Below are 20,386 nucleotides of genomic sequence, written 5' to 3'. Positions count from 1 at the left end.
TCGGTTTGTTTCGGCGCGGAATATTCCGTCTGGCGGAAAATACAAATGGGCGGGTCGGCGCTCAGGCGAGACCGCTCGAATTGCTAGTCGACCTTTCCGACCAGTGCGTAGGTCTGCGTGGCGATCTCCAGTTCCTCGTCGGTCGGCACCACCGCGACCGCCACCCGCGCGGACGCGGGCGAGATCAGCCGGGGCGCGTCGCCGCGTACGGCGTTCAGGCCGTCGTCCACCGCCAGGCCCAGCTCCTCCAGGCCCGCCACGGCGGCCGCGCGCACCGCGGCCGCGTTCTCTCCCACACCCGCCGTGAAGGCGACCGCGTCCACCCGGCCGAGTACCGCGTAGTACGCGCCGATGTACTTCCTCAGCCGATGGATGTAGATGTCGAAGGCGAGCCGTGCCTCCTGGTCGCCCTCGTCGATCCGGCGCTGAATCTCCCGCATGTCGTTGTCGCCGCACAGGCCGAACAGACCGCTCCTTTTGTTGAGAAGAGTGTCGATCTCGTCCATGGACATTCCGCCAACGCGCTCCAAATGGAAGATGACGGCGGGGTCCAGGTCGCCCGAGCGCGTCCCCATCACCAGCCCCTCCAGGGGGGTGAGCCCCATGGAGGTCTCCACGCACCGTCCGCCCCGGACCGCCGAGGCGGACGCCCCGTTGCCCAGGTGCAGCACGATGACGTTGACCTCCTTCGGCGCCTTGCCGAGCAGCCCGGCGGTCGCCCGGGACACATACGCGTGCGAGGTGCCGTGGAAGCCGTACCGCCGGATGCGATGCCGGTCGGCGATCTTCGGGTCGATCGCGTAGCGCGCCGCCGACTCGGGCATCGTCGTGTGGAACGCGGTGTCGAAGACGGCGACCTGCGGCAGGTCGGGCCGCAGCGCCATGGCCGTCCGGATGCCGGTCAGGTTGGCCGGGTTGTGCAGCGGCGCCACCGGGATCAGCCGCTCGATCTCGGTGAGCACGGCGTCGTCGATGACGGTGGGCTCGGTGAAGAACATTCCGCCGTGCACCACCCGGTGGCCGATGGCGGCCAGCTCGGGAGAGTCGAGCCCCAGCCCGTCCCTGTCCAGCTCCTCGGCGACCGCCTTCAGCGCGGACTGGTGGTCGGCGATCGGCCCGTGGTGCTCGCGGGTCTCGCCCGTGGTGAGCGCCGTGTGCTTGAGCCGGGACGTCTGCTCGCCGATGCGCTCGACGAGGCCCGCGGCCAGCCGGCTGCGGTCGCGCATGTCCAGCAGCTGGTACTTCACCGACGACGAGCCGGAGTTGAGGACGAGGACGCGGGAGGGGCTCACTGGGCGGTTGCCTTCTCGTGCGGGGTCTGGGCCTGGATCGCGGTGATCGCGACCGTGTTGACGATGTCCTGGACGAGGGCGCCCCGGGACAGGTCGTTGACGGGCTTGCGCAGGCCCTGGAGGACCGGGCCGACGGCGATCGCGCCGGCCGAGCGCTGCACGGCCTTGTAGGTGTTGTTGCCGGTGTTGAGGTCCGGGAAGACCAGCACGGACGCCTGCCCGGCGACCTCCGAGTCCGGCAGCTTGGTCGCCGCGACGGAGGGCTCGACCGCGGCGTCGTACTGGATCGGGCCCTCGGTCTTCAGATCGTCGCGGCGCAGCCGCACCAGCTCGGTGGCCTTGCGGACCTTGTCGACGTCGGCGCCGGAGCCGGAGGTGCCGGTGGAGTACGACAGCATCGCGATCCGCGGCTCCACCCCGAACTGCTCGGCGGTCGCGGCCGACTGGATGGCGATGTCGGCGAGCTGCTCGGCGTTCGGGTCGGGGTTCACCGCGCAGTCGCCGTAGACGAGCACCTTGTCGGCCAAGCACATGAAGAACACCGAGCTGACGATCTTCGTATCGGGCTTGGTCTTGATGATCTCGAACGCGGGCCGGATGGTGGCGGCCGTGGAGTGCACGGAGCCGGAGACCATGCCGTCGGCGAGGCCCTGCCGGACCATGAGGGTGCCGAAGTAGTTCACGTCGGCGACCACGTCGTACGCCAGCTCCACGGTCACGCCCTTGTGGGCGCGCAGCTTCGCGTACTGCTCGGCGAAGGTGTCCCGCAGCTCCGAGGTGGCCGGGTCGATCAACTGGGAGTCGCCGAGGTCGATGCCGAGGTCGGCGGCCTGCTTGCGGATCCGGTCGACGGGTCCGAGCAGCGTCAGGTCGCACACGCCACGGCGCAGCAGCACCTCGGCGGCGTGCAGCACGCGCTCCTCGGTGCCCTCGGGGAGGACCACCCTGCGCTTGTCCGCGCGGGCCCGTTCGAGCAGCTTGTGCTCGAACATCATCGGCGTGACCCGGTCGCTGCTCGGGGCGGACACCCGGGTCAGGAGGCCGGCGGTGTCGACGTACCGCTCGAAGAGCCCGAGCGCCCGTTCCGCCTTGCGCGGGGTGGCCGCGTTCAGCTTGCCCTCCAGGGAGAAGAGCCGGGCGGCGGTGGGGAAGCTGTTGCCGGCCACCGCGATCACCGGGGTGCCCGGGGCGAGGCGCGCGGCCAGGGTGAGGATCTCGTCGCTGGGCACCTCGTCCAGGGTGAGCAGCACACCGGCGATCGGCGGGGTGCCGGCGCTGTGGGCGGCGAGCGAGCCGACGACGAGGTCGGCGCGGTCGCCCGGGGTCACCACCAGGCAGCCCGGGGTCAGGGCGCTCAGGAAGTTCGGCAGCATGGCGCCGCCGAAGACGAAGTCGAGGGCGTCGCGGGCCAGCCCCGATTCGTCACCGAGCAGCACCCTCGCGCCGAGGGCGTGGGTGATCTGGCCGACCGTCGGGGCCGAGAGCGCGGGCTCGTCGGGAACGACGTAACAGGGCACCGGGAGGCGGGAGTCGAGCCGCTCGGCTATCTCGTCCCGGTCCTCGCGGGCGACCCGGTTGGCGACCATCGCGAGCACGTCGCAGCCCAGTCCCTCGTAGGCGCGGTAGGCGTTGCGCACCTCGGCACGCACCGACTCGGGGGTCTGCTTCCGCCCGCCGACGACGGGGATCACCGACGCGCCGAACTCGTTGGCGAGCCGGGCGTTGAGGGACAGCTCGTCCGGGACCTGGGTGTCGGCGAAGTCGGTGCCGAGCACGAGGACGACGTCGTAGTCGCGCGCCACCGCGTGGAACCGGTCGACGAGGGCCGACACCAGCTCGTCCGTGCCCCGTTCGGCCTGGAGCGCGGACGCCTCCTCGTAGTCCATGCCGTACACGGTCGCCGGGTCCTGGGACAGCCGGTACCGGGCGCGCAGCAGCTCGAAGAGGCGGTCGGGGCCGTCGTGGACGAGTGGGCGGAACACGCCCACCCGGTCGACCTGCCGGGTCAGGAGCTCCATCACCCCCAGCTCGACGACCTGGCGGCCGTCGCCGCGGTCGATCCCGGTCACGTACACGCTGCGCGTCACGTGGGCTCTCCGTTTCGTCTCTCGGGTGGGGGTCCTTGACCGTTCCTGGGTTGATTTGTGGGGTTCTGTGAGGCGAGGAAAGTCCTCCGTGAGGGTGAGCAGAACCCTCTTGACAATACCCCTGCGCCTGGATTAGGCGCCCGTCAGGACTCGGGAGTGGACGGGCGGTTCGAGGCGGGCGGGGCGGGCGCGGCACCGGCCTGTGACCCGTGAAACAATCGGATTGGCTCACCGGTATCGACAGCGAGCAGGAGACACAGCACGATGCGCATCGGAGTCCTCACCGCGGGCGGCGACTGTCCCGGCCTGAACGCAGTGATCCGGTCGGTCGTCCATCGAGCGGTAGCGCAGTACGACGACGAGGTCATCGGCTTCGAGGACGGCTACCGGGGCCTCCTCGAGGGCCACTACCGTGCCCTCGACCTCGACGCCGTCAGCGGCATCCTGGCGCGCGGCGGAACCATTCTCGGCTCCTCCCGTCTGGAGCGTGACCGTCTGCGCGAGGCGTGCGAGAACGCCTCCGACATGATCCGTGACTTCGGGATCGACGCCCTCATCCCGATCGGCGGCGAGGGCACGCTCACCGCGGCCCGGATGCTCTCGGACGCGGGTCTGCCGGTGGTCGGTGTGCCGAAGACCATCGACAACGACATCTCGTCCACGGACCGCACCTTCGGCTTCGACACCGCCGTGACCGTGGCCGCCGAGGCCATGGACCGCCTGAAGACGACGGCCGAGTCCCACCAGCGGGTGATGGTCGTGGAGGTCATGGGCCGCCACGCGGGGTGGATCGCGCTGGAGTCGGGCATGTCGGCCGGCGCGCACGGCATCTGTCTGCCCGAGCGCCCCTTCGACCCCGCCGACCTGGTCAAGATGGTCGAGGAGCGCTTCGCCCGCGGCAAGAAGTTCGCGGTGATCTGCGTCGCCGAGGGCGCGCACCCCGCCGAGGGCACCATGGACTACGGCAAGGGCGAGATCGACCAGTACGGCCACGAGCGCTTCCTGGGCATCGGCACCGCTCTGGCCTACGAGCTGGAGAGGCGGCTCGGCAAGGAGGCCAAGCCGGTCATCCTCGGCCACGTCCAGCGCGGCGGCACGCCGACCGCCTACGACCGGGTGCTCGCGACCCGCTTCGGCTGGCATGCCGTCGAGGCGGCGCACCGCGGCGAGTTCGGCATGATGACGGCGCTGCGCGGCACGAATATCGTGATGGTGCCGCTGGCGGAGGCGGTGACCGAGCTGAAGACGGTGCCCAGGGACCGGATGGACGAGGCGGAGTCGGTGTTCTAGCCGCCCGGCGGCGTCAGGAGGTCCTCTCGACCGTGGACCAGAAGGTCCCGACGATGTGGTCGAGGTAGTCCCGGCCGGCCTCGCCGGAGTCCGTCGCGGCGGCCGTGGCGCCCCAGTTGAGCGTGGCGACCATCTGCCCCTGGTAGTCGGCGTGCATCTCCTCGAGGACGTCCTCCAGCAGGTGCCGGTCCAGGGACAGCAGCTTGCCGAGCGGGCGGACGTACGCCCGCCAGCGGGTGGTGACCGCGCTGCGCAGCAGTTCGGCGAGCCGGCCGTCGCGTCCGGTGACGGTGATGAAGTCGGGCAGGGTCAGTTCCAGCACGCCGGCGAGGGCGGCGGACTGCCGGTCGTTGCCGCGCCACTCGCCCGCCTCCTCCATCCTCACGTAGGCGAGGAGTTCGATCCCCACGGCGCGCGCGACGTCCTCCGGGGCGAGCCCGCGCGCGACACGGTGCTCGCGCAGGGTACGTGGCGCGCCGATGAGTTCGGCGGGAGAGCACCACAACATGCCCGCCAGCGCGGTGAGTTCGGGGACGCTCGGGGCGGTGATCCCGCGCTCCCAGGCGATCACCAGGTCGACGGTCACATAGGGGAGCCCGTACGAGGAGCGCATGCCGTAGGCGACGTGCTCGGGGCTCATTCCGAGCGCCGCCCGCAGTCTCCGGGCGGCCAGGGCGTTGAACGGGGGAGTGGGGGGAGTGGGCTGCTGAGCCTGCGGTCGGTGCACGCGGCACAACGTAGGGGCGCGGGGCTGCGATGACTACGGTCTGTTCGGCCACACTCACGGATTGTAGGAACATACGGTTTCGGTCGTCCGGGGTTTGACGGCCGCGGCTCGTGGCCGGCGGGTCCGGGAAGGCCGGGGAGGCGGGACGCTCTGGGCAGGGCGGCACTCCCGCGGGCGGCGCGGACGACGTCGGGCAAGGTGACGGGGCATATGCGCATGCGGCGCGGCGGTGACCGGCGTCCCGCACCGCTCGCGCCGGGTGACGACGGGACCGGACGGGACGGCCCGGGGAGGCGGGGTCGGGCGGGATTGAGCGGACACGGGGAGCCGGTACGTCAGGCCGGAGGCGGGGGACAAGGGGCGCGGGCGAGCGGCGCGGGCGGCGCGAACCCGTCGGTGCCGCGCCGTGCCGGGCTGCGGGACCGCCTCGATACCGCCGCCAAGTGGTGACTGGGTCAGCGCGATCTCCGCTGACCCCGCTCTGTGAAGAGCGGCCGGGGCAGCTGACCCCCGCCCCGCCCTCGCGACCGTAAGGCGGGACGGCGTGCATGACGCCCTCCCATGGACGCCCTTCCCCCCGGCTCCCCCGGCTCCCCCGGCTCCCCCGGCTCTCCCGGCTTCTGCGGCGAGTCGGGTCGCTCGGCTCCCCGGGCGTTCGCCGTCCCGCTCACCGCGTCCCTCCCGCCGCCCGGACCCACCGGTACACCAGCTCCGGTCGCCCCACCTGCCCGTACAGCGGACTGCGCCCCGCCCGGCCCGCCTCCACCAGATGCTCCAGATAGCGGCGGGCGGTGATCCGGGAGATGCCGACGGCCTCGGCGACCCCCGCGGCCGTGAGCCCCTCCTCGCAGTCCCGCAGCGCACCGGTCACCCGCTCCAGCGTCGGGGCGCTCAGTCCTTTGGGCAGCGCCGCCGGTGCCGGCGCCCGCAGCGTGGCCAGTGCCCGGTCCACCTCCTCCTGGCCGCTCGCCTCACCCGCCGCGCCCCGGAACTCCGCGTACCGCACCAGCCGGTCCCGCAGCGTCGCGAAGGTGAACGGCTTCAGCACGTACTGGACCACTCCCAGCGACACCCCTTCCCGCACCACCGCCAGGTCCCGCGCCGACGTCACCGCGATCACGTCCGCGTGGTACCCGGCGGCCCGCAGGGAACGCGCCAGCTGAAGGCCGTGCACATCCGGCAGATGGAGGTCCAGCAGGAGCAGGTCGACGGGCGTCCGGTCCAGCATGCGCCGCGCCTCCGCGCCCGTGTGCGCCTTGCCCACCGCGGTGAAGCCCGGCACCCGGCCCACGTACATCACATGGGCGTCGGCGGCGACCGGGTCGTCCTCCACGACGAGGACGCGGATGGGCACGCTCATACGTCACCTCCGGGCAGGGCGGGCTCGGCGCAAGCCCCGGGAACCTCCTCGGTCTCCCCCGAGGCCGCCCCCACGGTAGGCAACGGGATCCGCGCCTCGAACTCGGCCCCGCCTCCCGCGGCCCCGGACACGGTCAGCGTGCCCTCGTGGCGGCGTACCGTCTGGCGGACCAGTGCCAGGCCGAGGCCCCGGCCGCCGGTCACGGTCGCCGGCTTGGTCGACCAGCCGCGCCGGAACACCGCCTCCGTGTGCGCGGGATCGACTCCGGCCCCCGTGTCCGACACCCGCAGGACCAGCTCCGCATCCTCCGCGCAGGCGGTCACCGTGACCCGCGCTCCCCCGGAGCCCTGCGCCGCGTCCACCGCGTTGTCGATCAGGTTGCCGAGGATCGTGACCAGGTCCCGGGCCGGGAGCGACGCAGGCAGCAGCCCGTCGTCGATACGGCTGTCCTGCGATATCACCAGCTCCACGCCCCGCTCGTTGGCCTGCGCCGCCTTGCCGAGCAGCAGGGCCGCGAGCACCGGCTCGTTCACGGCGGCGACCACCTGGTCCGTGAGCGCCTGCGCCAGTTCCAGTTCGGCCGTGGCGAAGTGGACGGCCTCCTGCGCGCGGCCCAGCTCGATCAGCGAGACGACGGTGTGCAGACGGTTGGCCGCCTCGTGCGCCTGGGAGCGCAGGGCCTGGGTGAAGCCGCGCTCCGAGTCCAGCTCACCCGTCAGCGACTGGAGCTCGGTCACATCGCGCAGGGTGACCACGGTGCCCCGGCGTTCGCCGCCGGAGACCGGGGAGGTGTTGACGACCAGGACGCGTGCCGCCGTCAGATGGACCTCGTCGACCCGGGGCTCGGAGGACAGCAGCGCGCCCGTCAGTGGGGACGGCAGGCCCAGCTCGGCCACGGAGCGGCCGACCACCTCGCCGGTCACCCCGAGCAGCTCCCGGCCGCCGTCGTTGATCAGCGCCACCCGGAACCCGCCGTCCAGCATCAGCAGGCCCTCGCGCACGGCGTGCAGCGCGGCCTGGTGGTAGTCGTGCATACGGCTCAGCTCGGTGGCGTTCATGCCGTGCGTGGAGCGGCGCAGCCGGGCGTTGATCACATAGGTGCCGACGGCGCCCAGGGCCAGGGCCCCGCCCGCCACCGAGACAAGGGTCGTCACCTGTTCCCGGAGCCGGGCCGAGACGGTCTCGACCTTGATGCCCGCGCTCACCAGGCCGACGATCCGGCCGCCGTCGCGGATGGGCGTGACCGCGCGCACGGACGGGCCCAGGGTGCCGGTGTAGGTCTCGGTGAACGACTCGCCCTTCAGCGCGCGGGCGGTGTGGCCGAGGAAGCGCTCGCCGATCAGCGCCGGATGAGGGTGGGTCCAGCGGATGCCCTCCGGGGTCATGATCGTGACGAAGTCGACGCCCGTGTGCCGCTGCACCTGGGACGCGTAAGGCTGGAGCGCCCGCGTCGGGTCCGGGGTGCGGATCGCCATCCGCACGGAGGGGGCGTCCGCGACCGAGCGGGCCACGGCCATCGCCTGCCGGACGGCCGCGTCCCGGGCCTGGCCGCGGTCGCTGACGTAGGAGAAGAGGGCGTACCCGGCGACGAGCACCGCGATCAGCACGGCCTGCATCGCGAAGAGCTGGCCGGCCAGGCTGCGGGGTCTGGGGAGTCTGGGCGGGCGCATGCGTTCAGTCTGCCTTGCGGTCCCGGATCGTCGTATCGCCGTACGGCGGCTCAGCTCGCCGAAGCCGTACGGCGGCTCCGCTCGCCGAAGCCGTACGGCGGCTCCGCTCGCCGAAGCCGTACGGCGGCCTCCGCTCGCCGTATCGCCCCGCAGCCGTTCCGCTCGCCGTATAAGCGCGAACTAAATGAACGGAAGGGTGACCGCCCTCACAGGGCGGGAGATAGTCACCGCATCCCCCGGGAGCATGCAGCCTCCCGGTCACCGGGAGGACGCCTCCCGGTTTTCCCCGGACGTGAGCCGCACGCCGGATCGATCCGACAATGTCGTCGAGGAGGGGCAGCCGTGGCCAGCACAGCCCGAACGGCACCTGCCGCGCCCGCAGCAAGGCGGGACCGCACCCACTATCTCTACCTCGCGGTGATCGCCGCGGTGGCCCTCGGTATCGCCGTGGGCTTTGCCGCGCCCGATTTCGCCAAGGAGCTGAAGCCGCTCGGCAAGGGCTTCGTGAGCCTGATCAAGATGATGATCTCGCCGATCATCTTCTGCACGATCGTGCTCGGTGTCGGCTCCGTCCGGAAGGCGGCCAAGGTCGGCAAGGTCGGTGGGCTCGCCCTCGGCTACTTCCTCGCGATGTCCGTCGTCGCGCTCGCCATCGGCCTCGTCGTCGGCAATGTCATCCACCCCGGCAGCGGGATGCATCTGACCGAGGCCGTGAAGGGCGTCGGGCACGAGCAGGCCAAGGCCGCCGCCGAGGGACCGGTGGACTTCCTGCTCGGCATCATCCCGACCACCCTGGTGTCGGCCTTCACCCAGGAGCAGGTCCTCCAGACGCTGCTCGTCGCGCTGCTCGTGGGCTTCGCGTTGCAGGCCATGGGGCGCTCCGGCGAGCCGGTCCTGCGCGGGGTCCAGCACATTCAGAAGCTGGTCTTCCGGGTGCTCGCGATGATCATGTGGGCGGCTCCGGTCGGTGCTTTCGGCGCCATGGCGGCCGTGGTGGGCGAGACCGGTGTGGACGCGCTGAAGGCGCTGGCCACGATCATGATCGGGTTCTATGTCACCTGTCTGCTGTTCGTCGGCATCGTGCTCGGCGCGCTGGTACGCGTGGTGGCCAAGGTCAACATCTGGTACCTGCTGAAGTACCTCGGCCGTGAGTTCCTGCTGATCGTGTCCACCTCCTCCTCGGAGTCCGCGCTGCCGCGGCTCATCGCGAAGATGGAGCACCTGGGTGTGGGCCGTCCGGTCGTCGGCATCACGGTGCCGACCGGCTACTCCTTCAACCTCGACGGCACGATGATCTACCTGACGATGGCCTCCCTGTTCATCGCGGACGCGCTGGACCAGCCGATGGGGATCGGGCAGCAGATCGGTCTGCTGCTGTTCATGATGGTCGCCTCGAAGGGCGCGGCCGGTGTCTCCGGTTCCGGTATCGCGGTACTGGCCAGCGGTCTTCAGTCGCACAAGCCCGCCCTGGTGGACGGCGTGGGCCTGATCATCGGCATCGACCGGTTCATGAGCGAGGCCCGTGCCGTGACGAACTTCGCGGGCAACGCGGTCGCCACCCTCCTCATCGGCACCTGGACGGGTGAGGTCGACAAGGAGCGGGTGCAGCGGGTGCTCGCCGGTGAGATCCCCTTCGACGAGCGGACGCTGGTGGACGAGGACGGCGACGCCCGCGCCTCGATGCCCGAGCAGGGTGGCGAGAAGGAGCCGGCCAAGGCCTGAGTCTTCCGCACCCCCGTACTCCGGGCGGCTGGACCGTTCCCCCGTCGACCAGCCGCCCGGTCCGCGATTCACGGATCCCGGAGGGCCGGGCCCCCTGTGGGCCCGGCCCTCCGGTTTCCTCAGGGCCGCCGGGCAGCCGGTCACGGCGCCCGAGGGGGCCCTCAGCCGGTGAGCTTCGCCACCAGCTCGGTGGCCCGGGGGGCGGGTACGCCCACCGCGCTCAGCAGGGTGAGAGCGGCCGAGGGTCCCGCCTCCCGGGCCGGGAGCAGTCCGTCGTTCACTGCCTCCATCAGGGCGAACAGCATCTGCTCGTGCACGTAGGCCAGCGCCTCGGGTGGCAGCGGCGAGACGAACACGCCCTGCTCCAGGCCGTCGGCCAGAACCGCGGCGCACGCCGCGCGGACCGGCGCGAGACGGTCGCGGATGCCCTGCACGGTGACGCTGCGCTGGGCCAGCGCGACCAGGATCCGGTAGCGGTCGGCGACCTCCCACACCGCCAGCGTCGAGCGGGCCACCGCCTCCACCGGGTCCGCCACGCCCACGCGGCCCGCCGCGTGGGCCGCCGCGACCGCCTCCACGGCGCCGTCGACGAGCGTGCCGATGAGCGCCTCACGGCTCGGGAAGTGCCCGTAGACCGTGCGCCGCACGACACCGGCGGCCCGGGCGATCTGGTCCATGGACGCATCGGGGTCGCGCAGCAGCTCGGTGAGCGCGACCTCGAGGATGCGACGGCGGTTGGCATCGGCCCGGCTGGGGTTACCCGTGGTCATGGCTGCCATTCTGCACGGCCCCCGGGCGCGTCCGCGCGCCTGGACGGGCCTTCACCTCCTCCATTTGCACAGCGGTGTGCAACACCGTACATTGCACATGGTTGTGCAACTGCACAGCTCTGTGCAAGTCATCGGCGTGTGAAGTCGCCGACCTGCGCACGCCACTCGGCAACGGAGAAAGAGAAAGGCCCGCACCCATGCGTCTCGTCATGAACGAACCGGTCGAGAGGATGGACCGGCCCTACGCCCGGCGCTGGTGGGCGTTGCTGGTGCTCTGCCTGAGCCTGCTGATCATCGTGATGGCGAACACCGCCCTCACCGTCGCCGCGCCCGACATGACCCAGGACCTCGGCCTGTCCAGCGCCGACCTTCAGTGGGTCATCGACGGCTACACCGTCCCGTACGCGGCCCTGATGCTGCTGCTCGGCGCGATCGGCGACAAGTACAGCCGGCGCGGCGCGCTGGTCCTCGGGCTCGTGGTCTTCGGCGGCGGCGCCGTCTTCGGCTACCTCGCCGACAGCGCCGCGACGGTCATCGCGGCCCGCGCCGTGATGGGCGTCGGCGCCGCGCTGATCATGCCCGCCACCCTCTCCCTTCTCGCCGCCACCTTCCCGCGCGCCGAGCGGGCCAAGGCGATCACCCTGTGGACCGCCACGGCCGGTCTCGCCATCGCGGCGGGTCCGCTGGTCGCCGGGGCGCTCCTCAAGGATCACGGCTGGTCGTCCACGTTCCTGATCAACGTGCCGGTCGCCGCGGTGGCGCTCGTCGCAGCCTTCGTCCTCGTCCCGCCGTCCCGGGCCGCGCACCACGAGCGCATCGACTACGTCGGCGGAGCGCTGTCGGTCCTCTGGGTCGGCTCCCTCGTCTACATGATCATCGAGGGGCCGCACTTCGGCTGGGGCGCCAAGGCCGTCACGGCGGCCGTCGTCGCGGGCGTCGCGCTCGTCCTGTTCATCGCCTGGGAGCTGCGCCACCCGCGCCCGGTCCTCGACGTGCGCCGCTTCGCCCACCGCCGCTTCGCCGGCTCCAACCTCGCCGTCGCCCTGTTCTTCCTCGCCGTCTTCGGCGCCTTCTACTACCTCACCCAGCACCTGCAGTTCGTGCTCGGCTACGACGCCCTCCAGACCGGCGTGCGGATGCTGCCGCTCGCCGGCGCGGTGTTCGTCGGCTCGGCGCTCACCGGCTACCTCACCCCCCGCATCGGCATGAAGATCACGGTGACCGCGGGCATGGTCGGCGGCACGGCCGCGCTCGCGCTGCTCACCCGGATCGACTCCGCCTCGTCCTACGGCGACTTCGTCCTGCCCCTGGTGATCCTGGGTCTCGCGATCGGCCTCGCGCTCTCGCCCTGCACAGACGCGATCATGGGCGCGTTCCCGGAGTCCGAGCTGGGCGTCGGCGGCGCGGTGAACGACACCTCGCTGGAACTCGGCGGCTCGCTCGGCATCGCCATCCTCGGCTCGGTCCTCGCGAACGCGTACTCCTCGCACCTGACGGACGCCACGGCCGGCAGCGGGCTCCCGGCGCGCGGTCTGTCCACCGCCCAGGACTCCGTCGGTGCCGGATACGCGGTCGCGCAGGGCATCGGGGACAAGGCCAGGCAGCTCGCCGAGCAGGCCGCGCACGCCCAGAACGCCCGGCAGGCCGCACAGCTCAAGGCCCAGGCCGATCAGCTCGCCCACGGCGCACGGCAGATGGCCGACGCCGTCGGCTCCTCCTTCGCGGACGCGGTCGCCCACACCAGCCTGGTCGGCGCGGTGGTCCTCGGCGTCGGGACCGTGCTGGTCGGTGTGCTGCTGCCGGGCAAGCGGGGTGCGGCCGTCGCCGAGGAGCACAATGAGGAGCCGGAGCTGGTGGACGCCGGAACCCGCTGACCTTCCGCGGAACCCCTCCCGCCGCACCGGCGTCTCGTAGGGCATGCACGGCCGTGCCGTGCCGGATCCGACCGGCACGGCACCCTGGTTCGGAGGCACGGGAGCATGAAGGCATGAAGATCGACTGGGACCGGCGCACGTGCGCGCGCCGCGGGCATGTGACCTACGCGCCCGACGACCCCAGGCTGCGGATGCGGCTGCACGCCCGGACGGCACTCGGGGACGTGTGGCGCTGCCTGCGCTGCGGCGACTTCGTGCTCGGCGAGCCGCACGGCACCGGACCGGCCGACGACGCGCCGCTCGTACCGCGCGGGAAGGTGCTGCGCGACCTGTTCGTCCTGCGCTTCCTGGCGGTCGAACGGGCCGTGCGCGGCGTCTTCATCGTGCTGGTCGCGGTGGCGGTGTGGAAGTTCAGCAACAGCCAGGACGCGGTGCGGCGGCTCTTCAGCGAGTACCTCGACGTGTTCCGGCCCGTCTTCCGGCACTTCCACTACGACCTCGACCACTCACCGGTGGTCGGCACCATCCAGAAGACCTTCGGCTACCGGCACTCCACGCTGCTCCTGGTGGCCGGGCTTCTCCTGGTGTACGCGCTGATCGAGCTGGTCGAGGCGGGCGGGCTCTGGTACGCCAAGCGCTGGGCGGAGTACCTGACCGTCGTGGCCACCGCGGCCTTCCTGCCGCTGGAGATCTACGAACTCACCGAGCACATCAGCGCGCTGAAGATCGCCACGCTGGTCCTCAACATCCTCGCCGTCCTCTACATCGCCCTCACCAAACGGCTGTTCGGGCTGCGCGGCGGCCGCAGGGCGTTCGACGAGGAGCGGCACAGCGCCTCCCTCATCGAGGTGGAGGAGTCGGCGGGCCTCGCGGTCACCTCCTGACCCGCGCCGGCGCCGGACCCAGTGGGCCCGCGCCCTTGACCGTGCGCAGCACCGGCGCGGATTCCAGCGAACGGATCGCGTCCAGAGCGCCCAGACGCCGGGTCAGATAGGCGTGCAGCGCCGCCGGGCCGGGGCACAGCGCCTGGGCGACCAGGTTCGTGGGGCCGGTCGTCGCAGCGACGAACGCCAGCTCGGGGTGGCCGGCGAGGGCGCGCGCCACCTCGTCCAGGCGGGCGGGCGCGACCGACATCCACAGCAGCGCCTGCGCGGTCGCGCCCAGCACCGTGTCGTCCAGGTCGACATCGAAGAAGAGCGCCCCGGAGGCCTGGAGCTCGGCCAGCCGGCGCGCGACCGTGGCGGGCGACCAGCCGGTGGCCGCGGCCAGTTCGGCATGGCTCGCCCGGCCGTCCCGCCCGAGCGTCTGAAGCAGGGGCAGATCGGTATCGGCGAGCGGGCGTACGGTAACCGGTCCCTCGCGGCCCGGCCGCAGCAGCCGCACCTGATCCGCCGTCAGCACCGCCTCCCGACCCCGCCAGCCCGTCGGCCCGCCCCGGTAGACGTGCAGCAGACAGTGCGCCGAGACCGCGGTGATCCCGTTCGTGCGCGGCAGGTCGTGCAGCAGCAGTGTGTGCCCGTCGTCCGCGGGGGTCTGCACCACGGCCAGGATCTCCGTGCCGCCCGAGGCGAGCCGTACCCAGGACGTGTCCGGCCGCCGGGCCAGCGCCCGCGCCAGGTCCTGGGCGGTGTGCGGGCCCGCGCCGAGCCGCAGCAGCCACTGGGTGCGCCCGGCGCGCCCCGGCTCCGCCAGCCCCACGACTCGCAGCGACGACTCGGCCGCCAGCCGCCGAAAGCGCCGTGCCACCGTCTGCGTCGACACCCCGAGCACCGACCCGATGCGGCTGAACGGGGCCCGGCCGTCGACGTGCAGCGCGTGCACCAGTGCCCGGTCGAGCGCGTCGATCATGGACGGATCCCTCAACAGTCGTCTCTGCATGGAAGAAATCCGCAGTCTAGGCGCCGTGAATGGAATACACCGGGCGCCCGCCTCCACGCTCGTCGGCATGCAGAACAGCCACTCCCCTCGCTGGGCGGCGCTCGCCGTCCTTCTCGTCGCCGAGGCGATGAACCTCCTGGACGCCACGATCACCAACGTGGCCGCGCCCGCCGTCCACGCCGATCTGGGCGGCCCGGTCTCCGCGATCCAGTGGTACGGCACCGCGTACACCCTGCCGTTCGCCGTGCTGCTCGTCACCGGTGGCCGCCTCGGCGACATCGCCGGCCGCCTGCGGGTCTTCCGGGCCGGGACGGCGGCCTTCGTCCTCGCGTCCATCGTGTGCGCCTGCGCGCCCGCCACCGGAGCGCTCCTCGCCGCGCGGGCCGTGCAGGGCGCCGCCGCCGCGCTGGTGATCCCACAGACCATCGGACTGATACGCGCCCTGTTCGACGGGGACGAGCTGGCCCGTGCCATGGGCTGGATCGGCCCGGTGATGGGCCTGGCCTCGGTCTGCGGGCCGGTGCTCGGCGGGGTGCTCATCCATGCCGCGTCCTGGCGGGCGGCGTTTGTCGTCAATGTCCCGCTCGGCATCGGGGTGCTGCTCGCCACCCCGCTGCTGAGGGAGGACCGGTCGCTGCGGCGCCCCCGGCTGGACCCGCTCGGCACGGCCTTGGCGACCGCCGCCGCCGGGCTGGTCACCTATCCGCTGATCGAGGGCGCCGGCCCGCTGCGGTCCACCGTGACCTGGACCGCGGGCCTCGCTCTGAGCGCCGTCTTCGCCCTGCACCAGCGGCGCCGGGACCGCCTCGGCCGCAGCCCTCTCGTCGAGCCCGGCCTCTTCGCCGACCGCGGCTTCCCGGCCGCGCTGCTGTGCTCCGTGCTGTTCTTCGCGGTGGTGACCGGGCTGACGCTGGTCGTGGTCGTCCAGCTGCAACTAGGACCGCACGTCGGGGTGCTTCCCGCCGGTCTGACCCTGCTGCCCTGGTCGTGCGGGATGGCCGTCGCGTCCTGGACCGCGGGGGCGCGGCTGGTGCCGGCGTACGGGGCGCGGGTCCTGCACATCGGGCTCGGTGTGCTGCTCGCCGGGGTCCTGGGCGCCGTCGCCGTGTACGCCGTCGTCCCGGACGGTCGTTACCCATGGCCGCTGCTGCCCGTGCTCGCCGTGTGCGGGGTGGGTCAGGGGCTGTTCGCGGTGCCGTTCTTCACCACGGCGCTGCACCGGGTGCGCCCGCACGAGACCGGTTCCGCGGCCGGGCTGCTCAACGCGGTGCAGCAGCTCGGGGCGACGCTTGGGGTCGCCCTGCTCGGCAGCGTGTTCTTCGCCCGGGGCGCCGGGGCCGCGTTCGCCGCGGCGGCCGGGCTGCTGCCGGCCGCCGGGGTGGCCGGTGTGTCGATGACGTCCGGGCCGCGCGGCGCCGGACGACGGCGTGCGGCCCGGCGGGCGGCGCGGTCGCGCGGCTGACCGGGTTGCCCGGCGCGGACGCTGCCGCCGCCCTGCTGACGCGTTGCCTTGACGTCGGCGTCAAGGGCTACGGTCGGGTGCATGCGAATCGGCGAGCTGGCGGCGCGGGCCGGAACCACCACGCGGGCCCTGCGGTACTACGAGTCGCGGGGGCTGCTGACCGCGCGGCGCACAGGCAACGGGCACCGCGCCTACGACGAGCGCGATCTGAAGCTGGTGCGGCAGATCCGTACGCTCCGGGACTTCGGGTTCGACCTGGAGGAGACGCGGCCCTTCGTGGAGTGTCTGCGAGCCGGGCACCCCGAGGGCGACTCGTGCCCGGCGTCGCTCGTGGTCTACCGGCGCAAGCTGGACGAACTCGACGCGCTCATCGACGAGTTGCGCGCGGTGCGGGCGACGGTCGGGGCGCAGCTGGCGAAGGCGGAGGAGGCGCGCGACGCGCTGGCGGCCGAGGCGGGGGTTCCGGGCGGTCCGGAACCGGTGTGCGAACTGGGAGGGCGACAGCGGTGATCAGGGCGGCAGGCGTGGCCGAGGTGACGGACGCGGACTTCGAGGGGGAGGTGATCGGGGCGGAGCTGCCCGTCCTGGTGGAGTTCACCGCCGACTGGTGTCCGCCGTGCCGCCAGATGGGGCCGGTGCTAGGTGCGCTGGCGGCGGAGCAGGAGGGCCGGCTCAAGGTGGTGCAGCTGGACGTGGACACCAATCCGGCGACGACGAACGCGTACAAAGTGCTGTCGATGCCGACCTTCATGGTGTTCCGCGGCGGCGAGCCGGTGAAGGCGATGGTGGGGGCCAGGCCCAAGCGACGGCTCCTCGAGGAGCTGTCCGACGTGCTCTGAACGCGTCCGCACGAAGAAATCCCCCGGGCAATTGCGCCCGGGGGATTTCTTTGCGTATATTCAATGATTCGCGACTTCACGGTAATCGGGTCGCGAAGAAGTCCAGTGAGCAGAGTATATCGGGTCGGGAGCGGAATTGTCAAACACCGAATTTCCGGACGATGAATTGCGGCATGAGCAGGAATTCATCGACGGGCTGTACGCGCGCGTGGACGTGCTGCGCGGCGACACCGAGGGTTCCGTGGCGGACGCGCTCGCCCAGGGTGACAAGCCCATGCAGGCCCGACTGGAACGGGACATCCTCGTCGCCGAACGCTCGGGACTGCTGGCGGCGCTGAACGCCGTGGACGGTTCGCTCTGCTTCGGCCGCATCGACCTCGTCTCCGGGCCGAGCCATCACATCGGCCGCATCGGCCTGCGTGCCGACGACGCGGACCGTACGCCGATCCTCATCGACTGGCGGGCCGAGGTGGCGCGCCCCTTCTATCTGGCCACCGGCCACACCCCGTTGGGCCTGCGCAGGCGCCGGCACATCGCCACCGACGGGCGCCGTGTCACCTCCCTGCACGACGAGATCCTCGACCTCGCCGATCACGAGCGCACCGGCCACGAGGACCCGTCCGGTGACGCCGTGCTGCTGGCCGCGCTCACCTCCGCCCGCACCGGCCGGATGAGCGACATCGTGCAGACCATCCAGGCCGACCAGGACCGCATCATCCGCGCACCGCACCGGGGCGTGCTGGTGGTGGAGGGCGGCCCCGGCACCGGCAAGACGGCCGTCGCCCTGCACCGGGCGGCCTATTTGCTCTACGAACACCGGGAGTTGCTCGCCCGTCGTGCCGTCCTCATCGTCGGGCCGAACCCGGCGTTCCTCGGCTACATCGGGGAGGTGCTGCCCTCGCTGGGCGAGACCGGCGTGCTGCTGGCGACCGTCGGCGAACTGTTCCCCGGGGTCAGGGCCACCGCGACCGACACGCCAAAGGCGGCCGCCGTCAAGGGCCGCGCGGAGATGGCCGACGTACTGGCCCAAGTCGTGCGCGACCGTCAGGCGCTGCCCGACCCGGTCATCGCGATCGAGCACGACCGGGACGTCCTGCTGCTCGACGACGGGCTGGTGAACATGGCCCGCGAGCGCACCCGCGCGGCGAAGCTGCCGCACAACGTGGCGCGCGAGCACTTCGAGGGCCATATCCTCAACACCCTCACGGACATGGTCGCCGAGCGGATCGGGACCGACCCGTACGACGGCTCGAACCTCCTCGACGCGAGCGACATCACCCAGATCCGTGACGAACTCGCGGAGAACCCCGAAGTCTGGTCGGCGATCGACCGGTTGTGGCCGCGGCTGACCCCGCAGCGGCTGGTCGCGGACTTCCTCGCCGACCCGGAGGGGTATGTGCCCGACGAGGACGCCGCCGCCATCCGCCGCCCGGTCACGCGGGCCTGGACCGCCGCCGACGTGCCGCTGCTCGACGAGGCGGCCGAACTCCTCGGCGAGGACGACCGGGTGGCGCGCGCCCGCGCCGAACGTGAGCGCGAGGCACAGGTGTCGTACGCGCAGGGCGTGCTCGACGTGTCGTACGCCTCCCGGACCTACGAGTTCGAGGACAAGGAGGACAGCGACCCCGACGCCTCCGAGGTGCTGTCCGCCCACGACGTCATCGACGCGGAACGGTTCGCCGAGCGGCACGAGGAGGCGGACCACCGCAGTGCCGCCGAACGTGCGGCGGCCGACCGCACCTGGGCGTTCGGGCACATCATCGTCGACGAGGCACAGGAGCTGTCACCGATGGCGTGGCGGCTGCTGATGCGGCGCTGCCCGACCCGATCCATGACACTGGTCGGGGATCCGGCGCAGACGGCCGAGGCTGCCGGTGTCGGCTCCTGGTCGCGGATCCTCACCCCGTACGTGGAGGACCGCTGGGAGCACACGCGTCTCGGTGTGAACTACCGCACGCCCGCCGAGATCATGGAGGTCGCGGCTGCGGTGGTACGGGCCGAGGACCCGGACTTCGAGCCGCCCAGCTCGGTGCGGTCCACCGGGGTACGGCCCTGGGTGCGCGCCACCGACGACCTGCCCGGCGCCGTGGCCGAGGCGGTCCGGGAGCTGACCCCCTCCGAGGGCCGCCTCGCGGTGATCGCCCCGCGCGATCTGCACCGGTCTCTCGCCGCACGGCTGGACGGGGTGACGGCGGGCGCGGAGCCCGACCTGACGCGGACCGTCGTCCTGCTCGACCCGCGCCAGTCCAAGGGGCTCGAGTTCGACTCCGTCCTGGTGGTCGAGCCCGGCCGGTACGGCACGAGCGACCTCTATGTGGCCCTGACCCGGGCGACACAGCGGCTGGGAGTCGTGCACCGGGCACCCCTGCCACGGGCCCTGGCCGAGGCGCCGACGGCATAGCGGTGGCCGCCTCCGGGGGCCGCCGCCCCCGGAGGCGAGGCGAGGGCGGAGCGTGTCAGGCGGGCCGCAGCCACACCGTCGCCAGCGGCGGCAGCGTCAGCCGGATGCTCGCCGGGCGGCCGTGCCAAGGGGCGGGTTCCGGTTTCAGCGGGTCCGGATTGTGGACGTCGCTGCCGCCGTAGCGGGCCGCGTCGGTGTTGAGGACCTCGTGCCAGGCCGGCACGTCGTCCGGTACGCCCAGCCGGTAGTCCTGGCGGACGACCGGCGAGAAGTGGGACACCGCCAGCAGGGGCGTGCCGTCCGCGTCGAAGCGCAGAAACGCCAGCACGTTGTCGTCGGCCGCGTCCCCCACCACCCACTGGAACCCGGACGGTTCGGTGTCGAGCTGCCACAGGGCGGGAGTTTGGCGGTAGACCGTGTTCAGTTCGCGGACCAGGTCGCGCACGCCCCGGTGGTCGGCCGCGGCGCCGTAGCCCGTGTCCAGCAGCCACCAGTCGGGGCCGTGCGCCTCGGACCATTCGGAGCCCTGGGCGAACTCCTGTCCCATGAAGAGGAGTTGCTTGCCCGGGTGGGACCACATGAAGCCGAGGTAGGCGCGGAGGCCGGCACGCTGCTGCCACCAGTCGCCGGGCATCTTCGACACCAGCGACCGCTTGCCGTGCACCACCTCGTCATGGGAGATGGGCAGCACATAGTTCTCGCTGTAGGCGTACACCATCGAGAACGTCATCTCGTGGTGGTGGTACTTGCGGTGCACCGGCTCGTGGCCCATGTACTGGAGCGAGTCGTGCATCCAGCCCATGTTCCACTTCAGGCCGAAGCCCAGGCCGCCGAAGCCGCTCGGGCCCCGATGGTGGGTGGCACGGGTGACGCCGTCCCAGGCGGTCGACTCCTCGGCGACGGTCACCACACCCGGGTTGCGGCGGTAGACCGTGGCGTTCATCTCCTGGAGGAAGGCCACGGCGTCCAGGTTCTCCCGGCCGCCGTGCTCGTTCGGCCGCCACTGGCCGTACT

16 protein-coding genes are annotated in these 20,386 nt (G+C 72.1%); 8 read left to right on the top strand and 8 right to left on the bottom strand.

The window, feature by feature from the left end:
• Positions 1–83: 83 nt before the first annotated feature.
• Both ABZ876_RS00080 and pta read right to left on the bottom strand, forming a co-directional pair.
• Positions 84–1,292 carry an acetate kinase gene (locus ABZ876_RS00080; RefSeq protein WP_361772089.1) on the bottom strand — a complete coding sequence of 403 codons (1,209 nt, stop codon included), beginning with the start codon at positions 1,290–1,292 and terminating at the stop codon, positions 84–86.
• Positions 1,289–3,379, bottom strand: coding sequence for a phosphate acetyltransferase (gene pta, locus ABZ876_RS00075; RefSeq protein WP_361772087.1), 2,091 nt, complete (start codon positions 3,377–3,379; stop codon positions 1,289–1,291). Before pta ends, ABZ876_RS00080 begins: the two co-directional genes overlap by 4 nt.
• A gap of 264 nt (positions 3,380–3,643) precedes the next feature.
• Between pta and ABZ876_RS00070 the strand changes: the two genes are divergently transcribed.
• A complete protein-coding gene (locus ABZ876_RS00070) occupies positions 3,644–4,669 on the top strand; it encodes an ATP-dependent 6-phosphofructokinase (protein WP_361772085.1) in 1,026 nt (341 codons plus the stop codon).
• A gap of 13 nt (positions 4,670–4,682) precedes the next feature.
• Here the strand turns inward: ABZ876_RS00070 and ABZ876_RS00065 are convergent, their stop codons facing one another.
• The 3 genes from ABZ876_RS00065 to ABZ876_RS00055 all read right to left on the bottom strand — a co-directional run bounded on the left by ABZ876_RS00065 (position 4,683) and on the right by ABZ876_RS00055 (position 8,426).
• A complete protein-coding gene (locus tag ABZ876_RS00065) occupies positions 4,683–5,405 on the bottom strand; it encodes a helix-turn-helix transcriptional regulator (protein WP_361772083.1) in 723 nt (240 codons plus the stop codon).
• Positions 5,406–6,063: 658 nt separating this feature from the next.
• Complete coding sequence (locus ABZ876_RS00060; RefSeq protein WP_361772081.1) at positions 6,064–6,756, bottom strand: response regulator; 693 nt, start codon at positions 6,754–6,756, stop codon at positions 6,064–6,066.
• A complete protein-coding gene (locus ABZ876_RS00055) occupies positions 6,753–8,426 on the bottom strand; it encodes a sensor histidine kinase (RefSeq protein WP_361772079.1) in 1,674 nt (557 codons plus the stop codon). Before ABZ876_RS00055 ends, ABZ876_RS00060 begins: the two co-directional genes overlap by 4 nt.
• Positions 8,427–8,768: 342 nt before the next feature.
• Between ABZ876_RS00055 and ABZ876_RS00050 the strand changes: the two genes are divergently transcribed.
• The gene (locus ABZ876_RS00050; protein ID WP_361772077.1) at positions 8,769–10,148 is read left to right on the top strand and encodes a cation:dicarboxylase symporter family transporter; all 1,380 of its coding nucleotides are present in this window, start codon (positions 8,769–8,771) and stop codon (positions 10,146–10,148) included.
• Positions 10,149–10,309: 161 nt separating this feature from the next.
• Here ABZ876_RS00050 and ABZ876_RS00045 read toward each other — a convergent pair whose 3' ends face one another.
• The gene (locus ABZ876_RS00045; protein WP_361772075.1) at positions 10,310–10,918 is read right to left on the bottom strand and encodes a TetR/AcrR family transcriptional regulator; all 609 of its coding nucleotides are present in this window, start codon (positions 10,916–10,918) and stop codon (positions 10,310–10,312) included.
• A gap of 197 nt (positions 10,919–11,115) precedes the next feature.
• Between ABZ876_RS00045 and ABZ876_RS00040 the strand changes: the two genes are divergently transcribed.
• Both ABZ876_RS00040 and ABZ876_RS00035 read left to right on the top strand, forming a co-directional pair.
• Positions 11,116–12,792: an MFS transporter gene (locus ABZ876_RS00040; protein ID WP_361772073.1), complete on the top strand. Its 1,677-nt coding sequence runs from the start codon at positions 11,116–11,118 to the stop codon at positions 12,790–12,792.
• 113 nt (positions 12,793–12,905) lie between these two features.
• Positions 12,906–13,676: a DUF2127 domain-containing protein gene (locus ABZ876_RS00035; protein WP_361772071.1), complete on the top strand. Its 771-nt coding sequence runs from the start codon at positions 12,906–12,908 to the stop codon at positions 13,674–13,676.
• Here the strand turns inward: ABZ876_RS00035 and ABZ876_RS00030 are convergent.
• Entirely contained in the window at positions 13,666–14,640 is a 975-nt protein-coding gene (locus ABZ876_RS00030) for an AsnC family transcriptional regulator (protein WP_361772069.1), read from the bottom strand. The two genes, ABZ876_RS00035 and ABZ876_RS00030, sit on opposite strands and share 11 nt — an antisense overlap.
• A 55-nt stretch (positions 14,641–14,695) precedes the next feature.
• Here ABZ876_RS00030 and ABZ876_RS00025 point away from each other — a divergent pair, with 55 nt between their 5' ends.
• From ABZ876_RS00025 to ABZ876_RS00010, 4 genes are all read left to right on the top strand, one after another.
• The gene (locus ABZ876_RS00025) at positions 14,696–16,132 is read left to right on the top strand and encodes an MFS transporter (RefSeq protein ID WP_361772067.1); all 1,437 of its coding nucleotides are present in this window, start codon (positions 14,696–14,698) and stop codon (positions 16,130–16,132) included.
• Between the two features lie 81 nt (positions 16,133–16,213).
• A complete protein-coding gene (locus ABZ876_RS00020; protein WP_361772065.1) occupies positions 16,214–16,642 on the top strand; it encodes a MerR family transcriptional regulator in 429 nt (142 codons plus the stop codon).
• Positions 16,639–16,971 (top strand): thioredoxin domain-containing protein, encoded by a 333-nt coding sequence (locus ABZ876_RS00015; protein WP_361772063.1) that lies wholly within the window; start codon positions 16,639–16,641, stop codon positions 16,969–16,971. Before ABZ876_RS00020 ends, ABZ876_RS00015 begins: the two co-directional genes overlap by 4 nt.
• Before the next feature lie 118 nt (positions 16,972–17,089).
• Positions 17,090–19,372 (top strand): ATP-dependent DNA helicase, encoded by a 2,283-nt coding sequence (locus tag ABZ876_RS00010; RefSeq protein ID WP_361773828.1) that lies wholly within the window; start codon positions 17,090–17,092, stop codon positions 19,370–19,372.
• Between the two features lie 55 nt (positions 19,373–19,427).
• On the opposite strand, the gene ABZ876_RS00005 is transcribed toward ABZ876_RS00010, so the two are convergent.
• The coding region (locus tag ABZ876_RS00005; RefSeq protein ID WP_361772061.1) for an alpha amylase C-terminal domain-containing protein at positions 19,428–20,386 on the bottom strand (959 nt) is incomplete at its 5' end.

It is taken from the genome of Streptomyces sp. NPDC046931 (assembly GCF_040644655.1).
Lineage (GTDB): Bacteria > Actinomycetota > Actinomycetes > Streptomycetales > Streptomycetaceae > Streptomyces.
The sequence above is the reverse complement of the archived record's forward strand: the minus strand, read 5'-3'. Positions and strand labels throughout refer to the sequence as shown.